Source organism: Lutimaribacter pacificus (genome assembly GCF_900142185.1).
Lineage (GTDB): Bacteria > Pseudomonadota > Alphaproteobacteria > Rhodobacterales > Rhodobacteraceae > Lutimaribacter > Lutimaribacter pacificus.
This window is the reverse complement of sequence record NZ_FQZZ01000003.1, coordinates 234,289-250,008: the sequence shown is the minus strand read 5'-3', so window position 1 is coordinate 250,008 and position 15,720 is coordinate 234,289. Positions and strand designations below refer to the sequence as shown.

The window sequence follows — 15,720 nt, the reverse complement described above, 5'->3', positions numbered from 1 at the left end:
GCGATTGTCCAGACCGCGCAGCGCAGCCGGGCAGGGCAGGAGCGAGGGGGCCAGCCCCCTCGCGCTCCCCCTGGAATATTTCCAGAGAGAGGAGGCAGAACAATTGCTGAACATATCTTTAATTCGCGGGCAGGGGGCGCTATTGTCGGGGCATGAGCAGTTTTGACGAAATGGATGCGTTCGAGGGGGCGTCGCTCTCGTCGCGGGCGATGGCCCCGCGCGGGGCGCCTTACCTGGACGAGTTGAACCCCGCGCAGCGGCAGGCGGTCGAGGCGCTGGACGGCCCCGTGCTGATGCTGGCGGGCGCGGGCACCGGCAAGACCAAGGCGCTGACCACGCGGATCGTGCACCTTCTGAACACCGGCCGCGCGCGCCCGAACGAGATCCTTGCCGTGACCTTCACCAACAAGGCCGCGCGCGAGATGAAGGACAGGGTGGGCCGCCTGCTGGGCCAGCAGATCGAGGGGATGCCGTGGCTGGGCACCTTCCATTCGATCTGCGTCAAGCTGCTGCGCCGCCACGCGGAACTGGTGGGGCTCAAGACCAATTTCACGATTCTCGATACCGACGACCAGCTGCGCCTGCTCAAGCAACTGGTGCAGGCCGCCAGTATCGACGACAAGCGATGGCCGGCGCGGATGCTGCTGGGGATCATCGACCAGTGGAAAAACCGCTGCTGGACCCCCGACAAGGTGCCGGCGGGCGAGGCGGGCGCCTATAACAATCGCGGGGTGGAGCTGTATGCCCAGTACCAGGCACGGCTGAAGGAGCTGAACGCCGTCGATTTCGGCGATCTGCTGGTGCATGTGGTCACCATCTTCCAGACCCATGACGACGTGCTGGAGCAATATCGCCGCTGGTTCCGCTATATCCTTGTGGACGAATACCAGGACACCAACGTGGCGCAATACATGTGGCTGCGCCTGCTGGCAGGCGGGCACCGCAATATCTGCTGCGTGGGCGACGACGACCAGTCGATCTATGGCTGGCGCGGCGCCGAGGTGGGCAATATCCTGCGGTTCGAAAAGGATTTTCCCGGCGCGCAGGTGGTGCGGCTGGAACAGAACTACCGCTCGACCCCGCATATCCTGGCCGCCGCCTCGGGCGTCATTCGCGGCAACGAGGGGCGGCTGGGCAAGGAATTGTGGACCGAGGCGCAAGAGGGCGAGAAGGTTCGCCTGATCGGCCATTGGGACGGCGAGGAAGAGGCGCGCTGGATCGGCGAAGAGATCGAATCGATGCAGCAGGGCACGCGCGGGATGCGGCCCTTCGGTCTCGATGAAATCGCCATCCTCGTGCGCGCGAGCCACCAGATGCGCGCCTTCGAGGACCGGTTCCTGACCATCGGGCTGCCCTATCGCGTGATCGGCGGGCCGCGATTCTACGAGCGGATGGAGATCCGCGATGCGATGGCCTATTTCCGGGTCGTCATCAGCCCCGAGGACGACCTTGCCTTCGAACGCATCGTCAACACGCCAAAACGGGGGCTGGGCGACAAGGCGCAGCAGACGATCCAGCGCACCGCGCGCGAAAACGGCGTGAACCTTGTCGAGGGCGCGCGCATCGCGGTCGGGGAAAAGCGCCTGACCGGCAAGGGCGCGGCGCAACTGTCGTTTCTTGTCGACAACATCGCGCGCTGGGGCCGGATGGCCGGTGACAGGGACGTGGACCATACCGAACTGGCGGGCCTGATCCTGGACGAATCCGGCTATACCGAGATGTGGCAGAACGACAAGACGCCCGAGGCGCCGGGGCGGTTGGAGAACCTCAAGGAACTGGTGAACCACCTTGAGGAATTCGAGAACCTGCAAGGGTTCCTGGAACATGTCAGCCTGGTGATGGACAACGAATCCGACGATGGCGGGCAGAAAGTGTCAATCATGACGCTGCACGCCGCCAAGGGGCTGGAATTTCCCGCCGTGTTCCTGCCGGGATGGGAGGACGGGCTGTTCCCCTCGCAGCGCAGCATGGACGAAAGCGGGCTGAAGGGCGTCGAGGAAGAACGCCGGCTGGCCTATGTCGGCATCACCCGCGCCGAGGAGCTGTGCACGATTTCCTTTGCCGGCAACCGCCGGGTGTTCGGGCAATGGCAAAGCCAGATGCCCAGCCGCTTCATCGACGAACTGCCCGAGGCCCATGTCGAGGTGCTGACGCCGCCCGGCCTTTATGGTGGCGGCTATGGCGCGGCCGGGGCCTCGGGAATCGAAACCCGGGTGGCCGAGGCGAATGTCTACAACTCTCCCGGCTGGAAACGCCTGCAGGCGCGGCGCGATCACCGCCCCGTCGGCCAGCCCGCCGAAACCCGCCACGCGGTTATCGATTCGCAGGCGATCAGCGCGCATACCGTGGGCGAACGCGTGTTCCACCAGAAATTCGGATATGGCCGGATCGAGGCGATCGAGGGCGACAAGCTGGAAATCGCCTTTGAAAAGGCCGGGGTGAAAAAGGTGGTGGCGAAATTCGTGATGGGTGCCGACGACATCCCGTTCTGAGCGGACCGCCCGAATTCTGAACATGCCGGAAAAAAGAAACGGCGGCACCCAGGGAGGAGGAGGGGTGCCGCCGCTTGGTAACGGTGCGTTCAGGGAGGAGGAGAGAACGCAGCCGTATTCCTGTGGCCCGATCGGGCCGGTATGTCGCGCGGCGGCACCCAGGGAGGAGGAGAGGGTGCCGCCGGCCTTTCAACGAAGCCCCCAGGGAGGAGGAGAGGGAACTTCGTATCGCCTGGCCCGTTTGGGCCGGTGTTAAGGTGCGGCGACGTCAGGGAGGAGGAAGACGCCGCCGCCAGTTCACAGATGACCCAGGGAGGAGGAGAGGGTCACCTGAACCGTTGTTTCGTTATGCCCGGTCGCCGTAGGCGGCCTGGTAGGCCACGGCCCGGATCTGCGCGCGGCAGAGCCCCAGGTCGGCCAGTTCGCGGGCGTTGAGCACCGCCAGTTCGTTCACCGTCTTGCGGTAGAGCCGGTAGCGGGCGATCCGGTCCTGCAGCTCGGCGAGCAGACCGTGATGTGCGCCGGCATGTGCGGTGCTGTGAATGTGGGTTGCGAAAGCCATTGTCATGGTCCTTGCGTTCTGTCTCTGTCCGGCGGCTCAGCGCCTTGCTTGTGACCAATATCTAGGAAAATGCTGCAGTTGCACAATGACTTCTTGCGCAATGCTGCCATGCAGAAAATGCATAAGCCTTCCTGCCCTTTTTCCGGGCTTTCCTGCCGGAAATCAGGGCAGGCCGAAAACCCGCCCGATGGCAGGGGTTGTCATGCGGCCCAAAACTGCCACCTATGACGTGAAAAAGGAGGCAGAGGCGATGGCTGTGACGAAAGAGGTGGTAGAGCAGGCGCTGGCGAAATTGCGCCTTCCCGATGGCGGAGACCTGGTTTCACGCGACATGCTGCGCGCGCTCAGCGTCGACGGCGGCGCCGTGCGATTCGTGATCGAGGCGCCCAGCCCCGATGCCGCCCGCGCGATGGAGCCGCTGCGCGCCGCCGCCGAGGAACTGGTCGCGGGCCTGCCGGGTGTCGGCTCGGTCTCGGTCGCGCTGACGGCGCATGGTCCGGCGCAGCAGCCGCAGAAACCCGCGCCCAGCCTCAAACTCGGCGGCCACCCAAAGCCGCAGGCCGGCCCGATGAAGCCGGCAGGGGTAAAGCACATCGTCGCCGTGGCCTCGGGCAAGGGTGGGGTGGGCAAATCCACCGTGTCGTCGAACCTGGCCGTGGCGCTGGCGAAACAGGGGCGGCGCGTGGGGCTGCTGGACGCCGATATATACGGTCCCAGCCAGCCGCGCATGATGGGCGTGTCGAAACGCCCCGCCAGCCCCGACGGCAAGACGATCATCCCGTTGCAGGCGCATGGCGTCACCATGATGTCGATCGGCCTGATGCTCGACCCCGGCAAGGCGGTGGTGTGGCGCGGGCCGATGCTGATGGGCGCGCTGCAGCAGATGCTGGGGCAGGTGGAATGGGGCGATCTGGATATCCTGATCGTCGATCTGCCGCCCGGCACCGGCGACGTGCAGCTGACGCTGTGCCAGCGTGCGGCGCTGGATGGCGCCATCGTGGTGTCGACGCCGCAGGACGTGGCATTGCTGGACGCGCGCAAGGCCATCGACATGTTCAACACGCTCAAGACCCCGATCCTGGGCCTGATCGAGAACATGTCGGTCTTTGTCTGTCCCAATTGCGGGCACGAGGCGCATATCTTCGGTCATGGCGGCGTCGCGGCCGAGGCGGAAAAGATGGGTGTGCCGCTGCTGGCGCAACTGCCGATCGACCTGGAGACCCGTCTGGCGGGCGATGGCGGCACGCCGGTCGCCGCCGGGGGCGGCGATGTGGCCGATGCCTATGCCCGGCTTGCGCGCGGGTTGATCGAGGGCGGTATCGCCTGATCCCTTTCCCGCCCGGTGCCAATGACACGCCCGCCATGCCCCGGCGGGCGTTTTCCGTTCCGCCCGCTGGCCCGGCACGGGATGTCATGGGATGCGCCGTGGGAAATCATGGGAAGCACACCTTTCCTGACCGCGGCGCACGAATCACGCGCCCGTGAGTCCCGCGCGATCACGCTGGAATCGTGGTGTTTCGCATGGCAAACCGGCAGAGCGCCCGAGTGGCCCGACAGATTTATGGGAATTCAGGGGAACTTTTTTCAAGCTGCACTGACATCTAGATATTGTGTTCCAAATTGATCCCTCCGCCATATTCGGTGTGATTTTGCGCAAAATGGCCCCAATATGTTGTTTTCCAAGGGGTGCGCAGACAAGATGATGTGGGTTCCGGGATCAAATTCCTGTTGATTTCCATGATTTCCCATGTCATCCCTTATTCACACGATGAGGACGGGAACAAAGAGGGGCAGCAAGACCCCGAACAAAAACCCAAGTCAGGTTTCATACAGGCACCCCACTTCATCGAAAACGAAGAGATCCGGCGCGCGAGCGAGCAGACATCCCCCCAGGTGGCGCGCGCAGTCGGACACCCCGCAAGGCGGGACGAGGGCGGCGGATTGGGCAGTGGCAGCAGCTCAATCCGCCGTTTCGTTTCCAAGGGGTCATTTGCTGCAACAGGGGGGAATGAGAGGATCACGGGACAGTGGTTCGCAGGTTCAGAGGCGAAAGCCACCACAAGGTGGACAGCAAGGGGCGGGTGTCGATTCCGGCCTCTTTTCGCCGTGTGCTGGAGGCGGGCGACCCGAACTGGACCGAGGGGCTGAGCCCCGAATTCGTGATCGTCTATGGCGACCACCGCCGCAAATACCTTGAATGCTACACGATGGAAGCCATCGAAGAGGTCGATGAAAAGATCGCCGCGCTTCCCCGTGGCTCGATGGAGCGGCGGATGCTCGAACGGCTGTTCAGCGGCCTGTCCGAACCCGCCAAGGTCGATGAAACCGGCCGGATCGTGCTGTCCTCGAAGCTGCGCCAGAAGATCGGGATCGAGGGCGAGGCGTTCTTTATCGCGTCGGGCGACACCTTCCAGATCTGGAAGCCCGAAACCTACCAGGAGGACGAGCTGGCCAAGACCGAGGCCTGGCTCGACGATCTGCCCGACGATATCGACCCGCTGATCTTTCTCGACGGGAACAGGGCGGAGTAGGCCGATGTCTGCCGCCGCCATTCCCACCGATCCCGCCCCCCATATCCCCGTTCTGCTGCGGCCGTTGCTGCAGGCGATCGCGCCGGTCACGGGCGTCTGGCTGGACGGCACCTTCGGCGCGGGCGGCTATACCCGCGCGCTGCTGGAGGCGGGCGCCGACCGCGTGATCGCCGTCGACCGCGACCCGCTGGCCTTCGACATGGCCGCCGGTTGGGCCGGGGCCTATGGCGACCGGATCGAAATGGTCGCGGGCGTGTTTTCCCGTCTCGACGAATACGGGCAGGATCTGGACGGCGTGGTGCTGGATATCGGCGTCTCCTCGATGCAGCTCGACCGCGCCGAACGTGGCTTTTCCTTCATGAAGGACGGCCCCCTCGACATGCGGATGAGCCAGCAGGGCCGCAGCGCCGCCGATATCGTGAACGGCGCGGGCGAGGCCGAACTGGCCGATATCCTGTTCCATTACGGCGAGGAACGCGCCAGCCGCCGCATCGCCCGCGCGATCCTGCGCGCCCGCGCCGAGACGCCGATCACCCGCACGCTGCAACTGGCCGGGATCGTCGAATCCTGCCTGCCGCGCCAGAAACCGGGGCAAAGCCACCCGGCGACCCGCACCTTCCAGGCGCTGCGCGTGGCGGTGAACGACGAATACGGCGAGCTGCTTGCCGGGCTCGAGGCCGCCGAACGCGCCCTGAGACCGGGCGGCAAGCTGGCGGTGGTCACCTTCCATTCCATCGAGGACCGGATCGTGAAGCGGTTTTTCACCGACCGGTCGGGCGGCGGCGGGCGCGCCAACCGCTATGCCCCGCAGCTCGAACAGGCCGCGCCGCAATTCACCCTGCCCACGAAAAAGGCCATCGGCCCCGATGCGCAGGAGCTTGACGAAAACCCCCGCGCCCGCAGCGCCAAGCTGCGCGTGGGCATCCGCACCGATGCCGCGCCCAAGACCAGCGACCGCAAGGCGCTGGGCCTGCCGCAACTGAAGGGAGAGCACTGATCATGCGATCCATCCTGACCATCCTGACCGCCTGCGCCGTGATCGGCCTGGCCTTCTGGGCCTATCACGAGAACTACAAGACGCAGGAGGCGCTGGCCCGCAGCGAGGCGTTGCAGAACGACATCGCCCAGGCCCGCGCGCGCCTTGCGGTGCTGCGCGCGGAATGGGCCTATCTGAACCGGCCCGACCGTCTGCGCGAGCTGGCGACGCTGAATTTCGACAAGCTGGGCCTTCTGCCCTTCATGCCCGAACAGTTCGGGCGCGTGGACCAGGTGCCCTATCCCCCGAACGAGGGGCTGTTGCCCGTGACCAACCCGGTCGAGGTGTCCTCGGCCATGAACGCGACGGAGGCAGGCGAATGATCCGCACACCGCTGCGCCCGCTGGCGCGTATTCTGGACGCACGTCAGAAGGGCGAGAACCCCGACGCCATCGAACGCGAGAACATCCGCCTGCGGCACGAGGAAATGCGCGACCGCGCCCGCCGCCGCGCCGAGGGGCGGCTGCTGGTGCTGGGGCTGGCGTTCTTCTGTGCCTTCGGCGTGATCGGCGCACGGATGGGGCATCTGGCCGCCTCGGAACCGTCCGAGCCGCGTGCCAGCGCCGCCGGTGCCGCGATCATCGCGCAGCGCGCCGATATCGTCGACCGTCGCGGCCGCGTGCTGGCGACCAATCTCGATACCTATTCGCTTTATGCCCAGCCGCCGCAGATGATCGACCCCGAGGGCGCGGCACGGGCGCTGGCGGCGATCTTTCCCGATCTCGACGAATCCGACCTGGTCGAGGATTTCACCGGCAAGCGCAAGTTCCTGTGGATAAAGAAGAAACTCAGCCCCGAGCAAAAGCAGGCGGTGCACGATATCGGCGAACCCGGCCTGCTGTTCGGCCCGCGCGAGATGCGGCTTTACCCCAATGGCAAGCTGGCCGCGCATGTGCTGGGCGGGGCCAGTTTCGGCCGCGAGGGCGTGCACGCCGCCGAGGTGATCGGCGTCGCCGGCATCGAAAAGAAATACGACGAGCTGCTGCGCGATCCCGCCCGGGGCGGTCAGCCGCTGGAGCTGTCGCTCGACCTGTCGGTGCAGGCCGCGGCCGAGCAGGTGCTTTACGGCGGGATGCGCCTGATGAACGCCAAGGGCGCGGCGGCGGTGCTGATGGACGTGCATAGCGGCGAGGTGATCAGCCTTGTCAGCCTGCCCGATTTCGACCCCAACGACCGCCCCCGCCCGCCGACGGAAGGAAGCCCGAGCGACAGCCCGCTGTTCAACCGCGCGGTGCAGGGTGTGTACGAACTCGGCTCGACCTTCAAGATATTCACCGTCGCGCAGGCGATGGAGCTGGGGCTGGTCAACGCCTCGACCATGATCGACACCAAGGGGCCTCTGCGCTGGGGCCGGCACCGCATCCGCGATTTCCACAATTACGGGCCGGAGCTGAGCGTCAGCAAGGTGATCGTCAAATCCTCGAATATCGGCACCGCGCGGATCGCGCAGATGATCGGCATCGACCGGCAACAGGCGTTCCTGCGCGGCCTCGGCTTTTTCGAGCCGACCCCGCTGGAAATGGTCGAGGCCACCGGCGGGCAGCCGCTGTTGCCGCCGAAATGGTCCGAACTCAGCACCATGACGATTTCCTACGGTCACGGGCTGTCGGCCACGCCGCTGCACCTGGCGGCGGGCTATGCCGCGATCGCCAATGGCGGCACCTATGTCGCGCCCACGCTGCTGAAGAAGGACGGCCCGCAATACGGCCCCCGCGTGATGTCGCAGCAGGTCGCCGCCACCAGCCGCGAGATGCTGCGCAAGGTCGTGACCGAGGGCACCGCCAGCTTCGGCGAGGTGCCGGGCTATGCCGTGGCGGGCAAGACCGGTACCGCCGACAAGCCAAGGGAAAACGGTCGCGGCTATTACGACGACAAGGTGATCGCCACCTTCGCGTCGTTGTTCCCCGCCCACGATCCCAAATACGTGCTGGTCGTCACGCTGGACGAGCCGGTGGAAACCAGCGGCGACGAACCGCGCCGCACCGCAGGCTGGACGGCGGTGCCGGTGGCGGCCGAAATGATCCGTCGCGTCGCACCCCTTCTGGGTCTCCGCCCCGAGATTGAACCCGGCACGCTCGCTGATATAACGCTCACATCTTCATCGCAGTAGATCGGGCGGAGCGCGAATGGGCGGGCAGACAAAGACACTGGCAGAGCTGGGACTGACCGCCGCCGGCGGGCGCGAGGTGGCGATCACCGGGCTGGCCGTCGACAGCCGCGAGGTGAAAGAGGGGTTCCTGTTCGCCGCCATGCCCGGCAGCCGCGTGCACGGGGCCGAGTTCATCCGGTATGCGCTGCGCATGGGGGCGGTGGCCGTGCTGACCGACGCGGCAGGCGCGCGCATCGCTGCCGATGAGATCGACGCCCACGATGCCGCGCTGGTCGTGGCCGAAGACCCGCGCCAGGCGCTGGCCTGCACCGCCGCGCTGTGGTTCGGCGCGCAGCCCGCGACGATGGCGGCGGTCACCGGCACCAACGGCAAGACATCCGTTTCCACCTTCGCCCGGCAGATCTGGATCGCGCTGGGGCTCGAGGCGGTGAACCTCGGCACCACCGGCGTCGAGGGCGCCTTTACCGCGCCGCTGGCCCATACCACGCCCGACCCGATCACGCTGCACCGGACGCTCGCGCACTGCGCGCGGGCCGGTATCACCCATGCCGCGATGGAGGCGTCCAGCCACGGGCTCGACCAGAAACGGCTGGATGGCGTGCACCTGCGCGCGGCGGGATTCACGAATTTCAGCCAGGACCACCTGGATTACCACGCCACGCTGGACGACTATTTCGCCGCCAAGGCCGGGCTGTTCGACCGGGTGCTGCCCGAGGACGGCACCGCCGTCATCAACATGGACGACCCGCGCGGCCCGCAGGTCGCCCGCATCGCCGAGGATCGCGGCCAGCAGGTCATCCGCGTCGGTCGCCAGCCGGGCATGGACCTTGAACTGCAGGCCCAGCGGTTCGACGCCACCGGCCAGCAACTGCGCTTTGCCTGGCAGGGCGAGGTGCACCTGCTGCGCCTGCCGCTGATCGGCGGGTTCCAGGCCGAGAACGTGGCCATCGCCGCCGGCCTAGCCATCGCCGCCGGGGCCGAGCCCGAGGCGGTGTTCAACGTCCTGCCGCAACTGGAAACCGTGCCGGGGCGGATGCAACTGGCGGCTACGCGCGGCAACGGGGCGGCGGTCTTTGTCGACTACGCCCACACGCCCGACGCGGTGGCCACCGCCATCCGCGCGCTGCGCCCGCATGTTATGGGCCGGCTGATCGCCATCGTCGGCGCGGGGGGCGACCGCGACACCACCAAGCGCCCGCTGATGGGGCGGGCGGCGGCAGAGCACGCTGACCTTGTGATCGTGACCGACGACAACCCCCGCAGCGAAGACCCCGCCGCCATCCGCGCCGCCGTGATGGCGGGTGTGGTGGCCGCCGGCGGGGCCGATCGCGCGACCGAGGTGGGCGACCGGGCCGAGGCGATCCTGCGCGGCGTCGATGCGCTGCAGCCGGGCGACGCGCTGCTGGTCTGCGGCAAGGGACACGAAACCGGGCAGGTGGTGGGCGATACCGTCTATCCCTTCAACGACGCCGAACAGGCCAGCGTGGCCGTGGCCGCCCTGGACGGGAGGATACCATGACCGCGCCGCTCTGGACCGCGGCCGGGGCCGCAGGCGCCACCGGCGGCACCGCCACGGCGGACTGGCAGGCAAACGGCGTGTCGATCGACACCCGCACGATCCGCCCCGGCGATCTGTTCGTCGCGCTCAAGGCGGCGCGCGACGGGCACGATTTCGTCGCGCAGGCGCTGGACAAGGGCGCGGCGGCGGCGCTGGTGTCGCACGTGCCCGAGGGGGTGGCGCCGGACGCGCCGCTGCTGATCGTGCCCGATGTGCTGAAGGGGCTTGAGGATCTGGGCCGCGCGGCGCGCGCGCGCTCGGACGCGCGGGTGATCGGCATCACCGGCTCGGTCGGCAAGACCTCGACCAAGGAAATGCTGCGCACCGTGCTGTCGGGGCAGGGCCGCACCCATGCCGCCGAGGCATCCTACAACAACCACTGGGGCGTGCCGCTGACGTTGGCGCGGATGCCGGCCGATACCGATTTCGCGGTGATCGAGATCGGCATGAACCACCCCGGCGAGATCGCGCCGCTGTCGCAACTCGCGCGGCCCCACGTTGTCATGGTCACCACCGTCGCCGCCGCGCATCTGGAGGCGTTCGACAGCCTCGAAGGGATCGCGCGGGAAAAGGCCAGCATCGCCGACGGGCTGGAACCGGGCGGCGTGGCGGTGCTGAACGGCGATATTTCGACCAGCGCCATCCTGCAGGACCGCGCCCGCGCCAATGGCGCGCGCGTCTCGCTGTTCGGCGAGGGGCCGCAGAACGATCACCGCGCCGAAAAGATCACGCTGCTCGACACCACAACCGTCGTGCAGGGGCAGGCGGGCGACATGCCGGTGCTGTTCAAGGTCCGCGCCGCGGGCCGGCATTTCGCCGTCAACGGCATGGGCGTGATCGCGGTGGTCGATGCGCTGGGGCTCGATTGCGGGCTGGCGGCGGCGGATATCGCGCGCTGGGCACCGCCCGCGGGCCGTGGCGCACGCGAACGCATCGCGCTGGACGCGGTCGAGGAGGACCAGACCTTCGAGCTGATCGACGACGCCTTCAATGCCAATCCCACCTCGATGGTCGCCGCCTTCGAGGTGCTGGCCGCCGCGCGCACCGACGATGGCAAGGGCCGCGTGTCGCGCGGTCGCCGCATCGCAATCCTGGGCGACATGCTGGAACTGGGCCCCGACGAGATCGCCATGCACGCCGATCTGGCCGGTCTGCCCTGGATGGCGCAACTGGACCGCGTGCATTGCGTCGGCCCGCTGATGCGCCACCTGCACAACGCGCTGCCCGACCGGCTGCGCGGCGAATGGCAGGAGCAGGCCGAACAGATGGTCGCCCGCGTGCGGCACCTTGTCGATGCGGGCGACGTGGTTCTGGTCAAGGGCTCCAAGGGCAGCCGCGTGTCGCTTGTTGTTGACGCGCTGCGCAAACTGGGCCAAAGCGCGCGCTCATCGGAAAAAGGGACAGGCTGAATGCTGTATTGGTTGACCGGGCTTTCGGACGGGGGCGATTTCTTCAACCTGTTTCGCTATATCACCTTCCGCTCGGGCGGCGCCTTCCTGACCGCGCTGTTGTTCGGGTTCCTGTTCGGCCGCCCGCTGATCGACGTGCTGCGCAAACGGCAGGGCAAGGGGCAGCCGATCCGCGACGATGGCCCCGAGGGCCATTTCGTCAAGGCCGGCACGCCCACGATGGGCGGGCTGCTGATCGTCGGCGCGGTGCTGACGGCGACGCTGCTCTGGGCGCGGCTGGACAACCCCTTCGTCTGGATGGTGCTGTTCGTCACCATGAGCTACGGGCTGATCGGCTTTGCCGACGATTACGCCAAGGTCAGCAAGCAGAACACCAAGGGCGTGTCGGGAAAGACGCGGCTGGGGCTGGGCTTCGTGATTGCCGGTATCGCGGGCTGGTGGGCGGCGATGTATCATCCCGATCCGCTGTCGAATTACCTGGCCTTCCCGGTGTTCAAGGAAACGCTGCTCTATCTCGGTGTGCTGTTCATCCCCTTCGCGATGATCGTGATCGTCGGCGCGGCCAACGCGGTGAACCTGACCGACGGGCTGGACGGGCTGGCGATCATGCCGGTGATGATCGCCGCCGGCACCTTCGGCATCATCGCCTACGCGGTGGGCCGCGTCGACTTTACCGAATACCTGGATGTGCATTACGTGCCGGGCACGGGTGAAATCCTGGTCTTCGTCGCCGGGCTGATCGGCGGGGGACTGGGGTTCCTGTGGTACAACGCCCCGCCCGCGGCGGTGTTCATGGGCGATACCGGCAGCCTTGCCCTTGGCGGCGCGCTGGGTGCGATTGCCGTGGCCACCAAGCACGAGATCGTGCTGGCCATCGTCGGCGGGCTGTTCGTGGTCGAGGCGCTGAGCGTGATCATCCAGGTCGCCTATTTCAAGCGCACCGGCAAGCGGGTGTTCCTGATGGCCCCGATCCATCACCATTACGAGAAAAAGGGCTGGTCCGAACCGCAGATCGTGATCCGGTTCTGGATCATCGCGCTGATCCTGGCGATGATCGGGCTGGCCACGCTCAAGGTGCGCTGACCCGAAGGGTTGGGGGCGGTCATCCGGGGGCGCTGACCCGGAGTATTTCAGGCAAGATGAAGCAGGGGCGGGGCACACCGCTCTGGCCTTGTGCGCCGGGATCGGCTAGCGATTCCGGCAACGCAAAGGATGGGGGCGCGCGATGATAGCGGTGCAGGGTGTCGATGGCCGGGTGGTGGCGGTGCTGGGGCTGGGACGCTCGGGCCTGTCGGCGGCGCGGGCGCTGCGGGCGGGCGGCGCGACGCCGGTCTGCTGGGACGACAACCCCGCCGCCCGCGAGGCCGCCGGGGCCGAGGGCTTTGCCCTGCGCGACCTGACCGGCGCGGGCGCCTTCGACGACGTGGCCAGCCTGATCGTCAGCCCCGGCATCCCGCATCTCTATCCCGAACCCAACCCGGTGATCGCCGCCGCGTGGGAGGCGGGGGTGCCCGTGGACAACGATATCGGTCTGTTCTTCCGGTCCTTCGCGGGGGCCGGGTTCGACCGTTTCGACAGCCCGCCGCGGGTGATCGCGGTGACCGGATCGAACGGGAAATCCACCACCGCCGCGCTGATTCACCACCTGCTGCAGGTGGCCGGGCGCGACAGCGAGCTGGCCGGCAACATCGGGCGCGGGGTGCTGGATATCGACATGCCGGGCGACGGTGGCGCGGTGGTGCTGGAATTATCGAGCTACCAGACCGACCTGGCGCGCGCGCTGACGCCCGATATCGCGGTTTTCACCAACCTGTCGCCCGATCACCTGGATCGGCACGGCGGCATGGGCGGTTATTTCGCGGCCAAGCGGCGGCTCTTTGCCGAGGGCGGGCCGGATCGGGCGGTGATCGGTGTGGACGAGATCGAGGGGCAATACCTGGCCAACCAGATGTCCGAGGGGCCGGGCGACGACCGGGTGATCCGCGTCAGCGCCGCGCGCAAGCTGTCGGGCCCCGGCTGGCAGGTCTTTGCCCGCAAGGGGTTCCTGGCCGAATGGCGCAAGGGGCGGCAGGTGGCGGCGATCGACCTGCGCGCGATCAAGGGCCTGCCGGGCGCGCATAACCACCAGAACGCCTGTGCCGCCTACGCGGTGCTGCGCTGCATGGGTGTGGCGCCCAGGCTGATCGAGCAGGGCCTGCATTCCTTTGGCGGTCTGCCGCATCGCAGCCAGTTGATCGCCGAAGCGAACGGCGTGCATTTCGTCAACGATTCCAAGGCGACGAACGTGGATTCCGCGCTCAAGGCGCTGCTGGCCTTTGACCGCATCCGCTGGATCTGCGGCGGGCTTGAGAAAGAGGGCGGGCTGGCCGGGCTGAAACCGGGCCTGCCGCATGTCGCCAAGGCTTACGTCATCGGGCGCGAGGCGGCGGGGTTCGCCATGCAGCTTTCCGGCGTCGAGGCCGAGACCTGCACCACGATGGCGCGCGCGGTGGAGGCCGCGGTGGCCGAGGCCCAGCCGGGCGAGGTGGTGCTGCTGGCGCCGGCGGCGGCGAGTTTCGACCAGTACGACAATTTCGAAAAACGCGGCGAGGATTTCATCGCCTGCGTCAAGGCCGCGCTGGGCCAATAGGGCGTGCGGCGCGTTAACCGCGCGGTCGGGGCCGGAAATCGCGCGGTTCCTTATCGGGGGTTAACATAAACCGCGCGGTTCGTGGCGCGTGCCGCGCGGTTCCTGACAATGGGTTAACGGGTTTGCGCCGTTTGAGCCGCCGATTTTCACCGTTTCGCGTCCGATCGGACAAAACCGCGCGGTTTTGTCCCGAAACCGCGCGGCCGTTAACCGGCGGCGATGGCCCGCCCGGCGGCCACGCCCGAGGACCATGCCCACTGGAAATTGTAGCCGCCCAGCCAGCCGGTGACATCCACCGCCTCGCCGATCACATACAATCCCGGCACGTCGCGCGACATCATGCTGCGGCTGTCGAGCCGGTCGGTGGCGATGCCGCCCAGCGTGACCTCGGCGGTGCGGTAGCCCTCGGTCGCGGTGGGCTTGAGGCGCCAGTCGCCGAGCGCGGCGACGATTTCGGACAGCCGGGCGTCGGACTGGTCGGCAAGGTTGCCCGCGAGGCCGAGTTGCGGGGCAAGGAACTCGACCAGCCGGGCGGGCAGGTGTTGCGCCAGCACCGTGGTCAGGTTGCGCCGCCCCTGTGCCTGCCGCTCGGTGCGCAGGCTGTCGTATAGCCGGCCATCGGGGTCGAGGTTCAGGGCGATTTCCTCGCCCTCGCGCCAGTAGGAACTGATTTGCAGGATCGCCGGGCCGGACAATCCGCGATGGGTAAAGAGCGCGGCCTCGTCGAACGATCCGGCCCCGGCCGTTGCGCGCACCGGCAGGGCGGTGCCTGCCAGCGGCTTGAAGCGCGTGTCGGAAAAGGTGAAGGGCACCAGCGCGGGGCGGGTTTCGGTGACCGCGTGGCCGAATTGCCGCGCGATGTCATAGGCCAGCCCGGTCGCGCCCATTTTCGGGATCGACTTGCCGCCGGTGGCAAGGACGAGGTTGCGCGCCGCTATGCGGTGCCGCTTGCCCTGCCGGTCGAGCGTGGCGGTAAAGCGGTTGCCGTCATGGGACAGGTCGGCCAGCGCGGTTTCCAGCCACAACCCGGCCCCGGCGGCGCGGGTTTCGTCCAGCAGCATCTGCACGATCTGGCGTGCGCTGTCGTCGCAGAAAAGCTGGCCCAGCGTCTTTTCGTGCCAGGCGATGCGGTGACGGTCGACCAGCCCGATGAAATCCCACTGGGTATAGCGGGCCAGCGCCGATTTCGGGAAATGCGGGTTCGCGCCCAGAAAGGCCGACGCGTCGCAATGCAGGTTGGTGAAGTTGCACCGCCCGCCACCCGAGATGCGGATTTTCTCGCCCGGGGCCTTTGCATGGTCGATCACCAGCGTGCCCGGCCCGGCAAGGGCTGCGCACATCAGCCCTGCGGCCCCGGCGCCAAGGATCAGTGTTTCGACCTGCATTCCGGCGC

General features: G+C 67.3%; 12 protein-coding genes. 10 read left to right on the top strand and 2 right to left on the bottom strand.

Annotated features, from left to right (window positions below):
• Positions 1-152 precede the first annotated feature (152 nt).
• The gene (locus tag F3H87_RS10000; protein WP_149788881.1) at positions 153-2,492 is read left to right on the top strand and encodes an ATP-dependent helicase; all 2,340 of its coding nucleotides are present in this window, start codon (positions 153-155) and stop codon (positions 2,490-2,492) included.
• Between the two features lie 346 nt (positions 2,493-2,838).
• Here F3H87_RS10000 and F3H87_RS09995 read toward each other — a convergent pair whose 3' ends face one another.
• Positions 2,839-3,054 carry a DUF1127 domain-containing protein gene (locus tag F3H87_RS09995; RefSeq protein WP_149788882.1) on the bottom strand — a complete coding sequence of 72 codons (216 nt, stop codon included), beginning with the start codon at positions 3,052-3,054 and terminating at the stop codon, positions 2,839-2,841.
• A gap of 250 nt (positions 3,055-3,304) precedes the next feature.
• Between F3H87_RS09995 and F3H87_RS09985 the strand changes: the two genes are divergently transcribed.
• The 9 genes from F3H87_RS09985 to murD all read left to right on the top strand — a co-directional run bounded on the left by F3H87_RS09985 (position 3,305) and on the right by murD (position 14,327).
• Positions 3,305-4,381 carry an Mrp/NBP35 family ATP-binding protein gene (locus tag F3H87_RS09985; RefSeq protein WP_149788981.1) on the top strand — a complete coding sequence of 359 codons (1,077 nt, stop codon included), beginning with the start codon at positions 3,305-3,307 and terminating at the stop codon, positions 4,379-4,381.
• Between the two features lie 700 nt (positions 4,382-5,081).
• Positions 5,082-5,585: a division/cell wall cluster transcriptional repressor MraZ gene (gene mraZ, locus F3H87_RS09980; RefSeq protein WP_149788884.1), complete on the top strand. Its 504-nt coding sequence runs from the start codon at positions 5,082-5,084 to the stop codon at positions 5,583-5,585.
• Between the two features lie 4 nt (positions 5,586-5,589).
• Positions 5,590-6,582, top strand: coding sequence for a 16S rRNA (cytosine(1402)-N(4))-methyltransferase RsmH (gene rsmH, locus F3H87_RS09975; protein WP_149788885.1), 993 nt, complete (start codon positions 5,590-5,592; stop codon positions 6,580-6,582).
• 2 nt (positions 6,583-6,584) lie between these two features.
• A complete protein-coding gene (gene ftsL / locus F3H87_RS09970) occupies positions 6,585-6,944 on the top strand; it encodes a cell division protein FtsL (RefSeq protein ID WP_188129229.1) in 360 nt (119 codons plus the stop codon).
• Complete coding sequence (locus F3H87_RS09965; protein WP_149788887.1) at positions 6,941-8,731, top strand: peptidoglycan D,D-transpeptidase FtsI family protein; 1,791 nt, start codon at positions 6,941-6,943, stop codon at positions 8,729-8,731. The genes ftsL and F3H87_RS09965 overlap by 4 nt, the downstream gene beginning before the upstream one ends.
• Before the next feature lie 16 nt (positions 8,732-8,747).
• A complete protein-coding gene (locus tag F3H87_RS09960) occupies positions 8,748-10,250 on the top strand; it encodes a UDP-N-acetylmuramoyl-L-alanyl-D-glutamate--2,6-diaminopimelate ligase (RefSeq protein WP_149788888.1) in 1,503 nt (500 codons plus the stop codon).
• Positions 10,247-11,698, top strand: a complete 1,452-nt coding sequence (locus F3H87_RS09955; protein ID WP_149788889.1) for a UDP-N-acetylmuramoyl-tripeptide--D-alanyl-D-alanine ligase — start codon at positions 10,247-10,249, stop codon at positions 11,696-11,698. The genes F3H87_RS09960 and F3H87_RS09955 overlap by 4 nt, the downstream gene beginning before the upstream one ends.
• A complete protein-coding gene (gene mraY, locus F3H87_RS09950; protein WP_149788890.1) occupies positions 11,699-12,781 on the top strand; it encodes a phospho-N-acetylmuramoyl-pentapeptide-transferase in 1,083 nt (360 codons plus the stop codon). It abuts the gene before it with no gap.
• Between the two features lie 142 nt (positions 12,782-12,923).
• A complete protein-coding gene (murD, locus tag F3H87_RS09945; RefSeq protein WP_149788891.1) occupies positions 12,924-14,327 on the top strand; it encodes a UDP-N-acetylmuramoyl-L-alanine--D-glutamate ligase in 1,404 nt (467 codons plus the stop codon).
• A gap of 206 nt (positions 14,328-14,533) precedes the next feature.
• On the opposite strand, the gene F3H87_RS09940 is transcribed toward murD, so the two are convergent.
• Positions 14,534-15,712, bottom strand: a complete 1,179-nt coding sequence (locus F3H87_RS09940) for a BaiN/RdsA family NAD(P)/FAD-dependent oxidoreductase (protein WP_149788892.1) — start codon at positions 15,710-15,712, stop codon at positions 14,534-14,536.
• Positions 15,713-15,720: the final 8 nt, after the last annotated feature.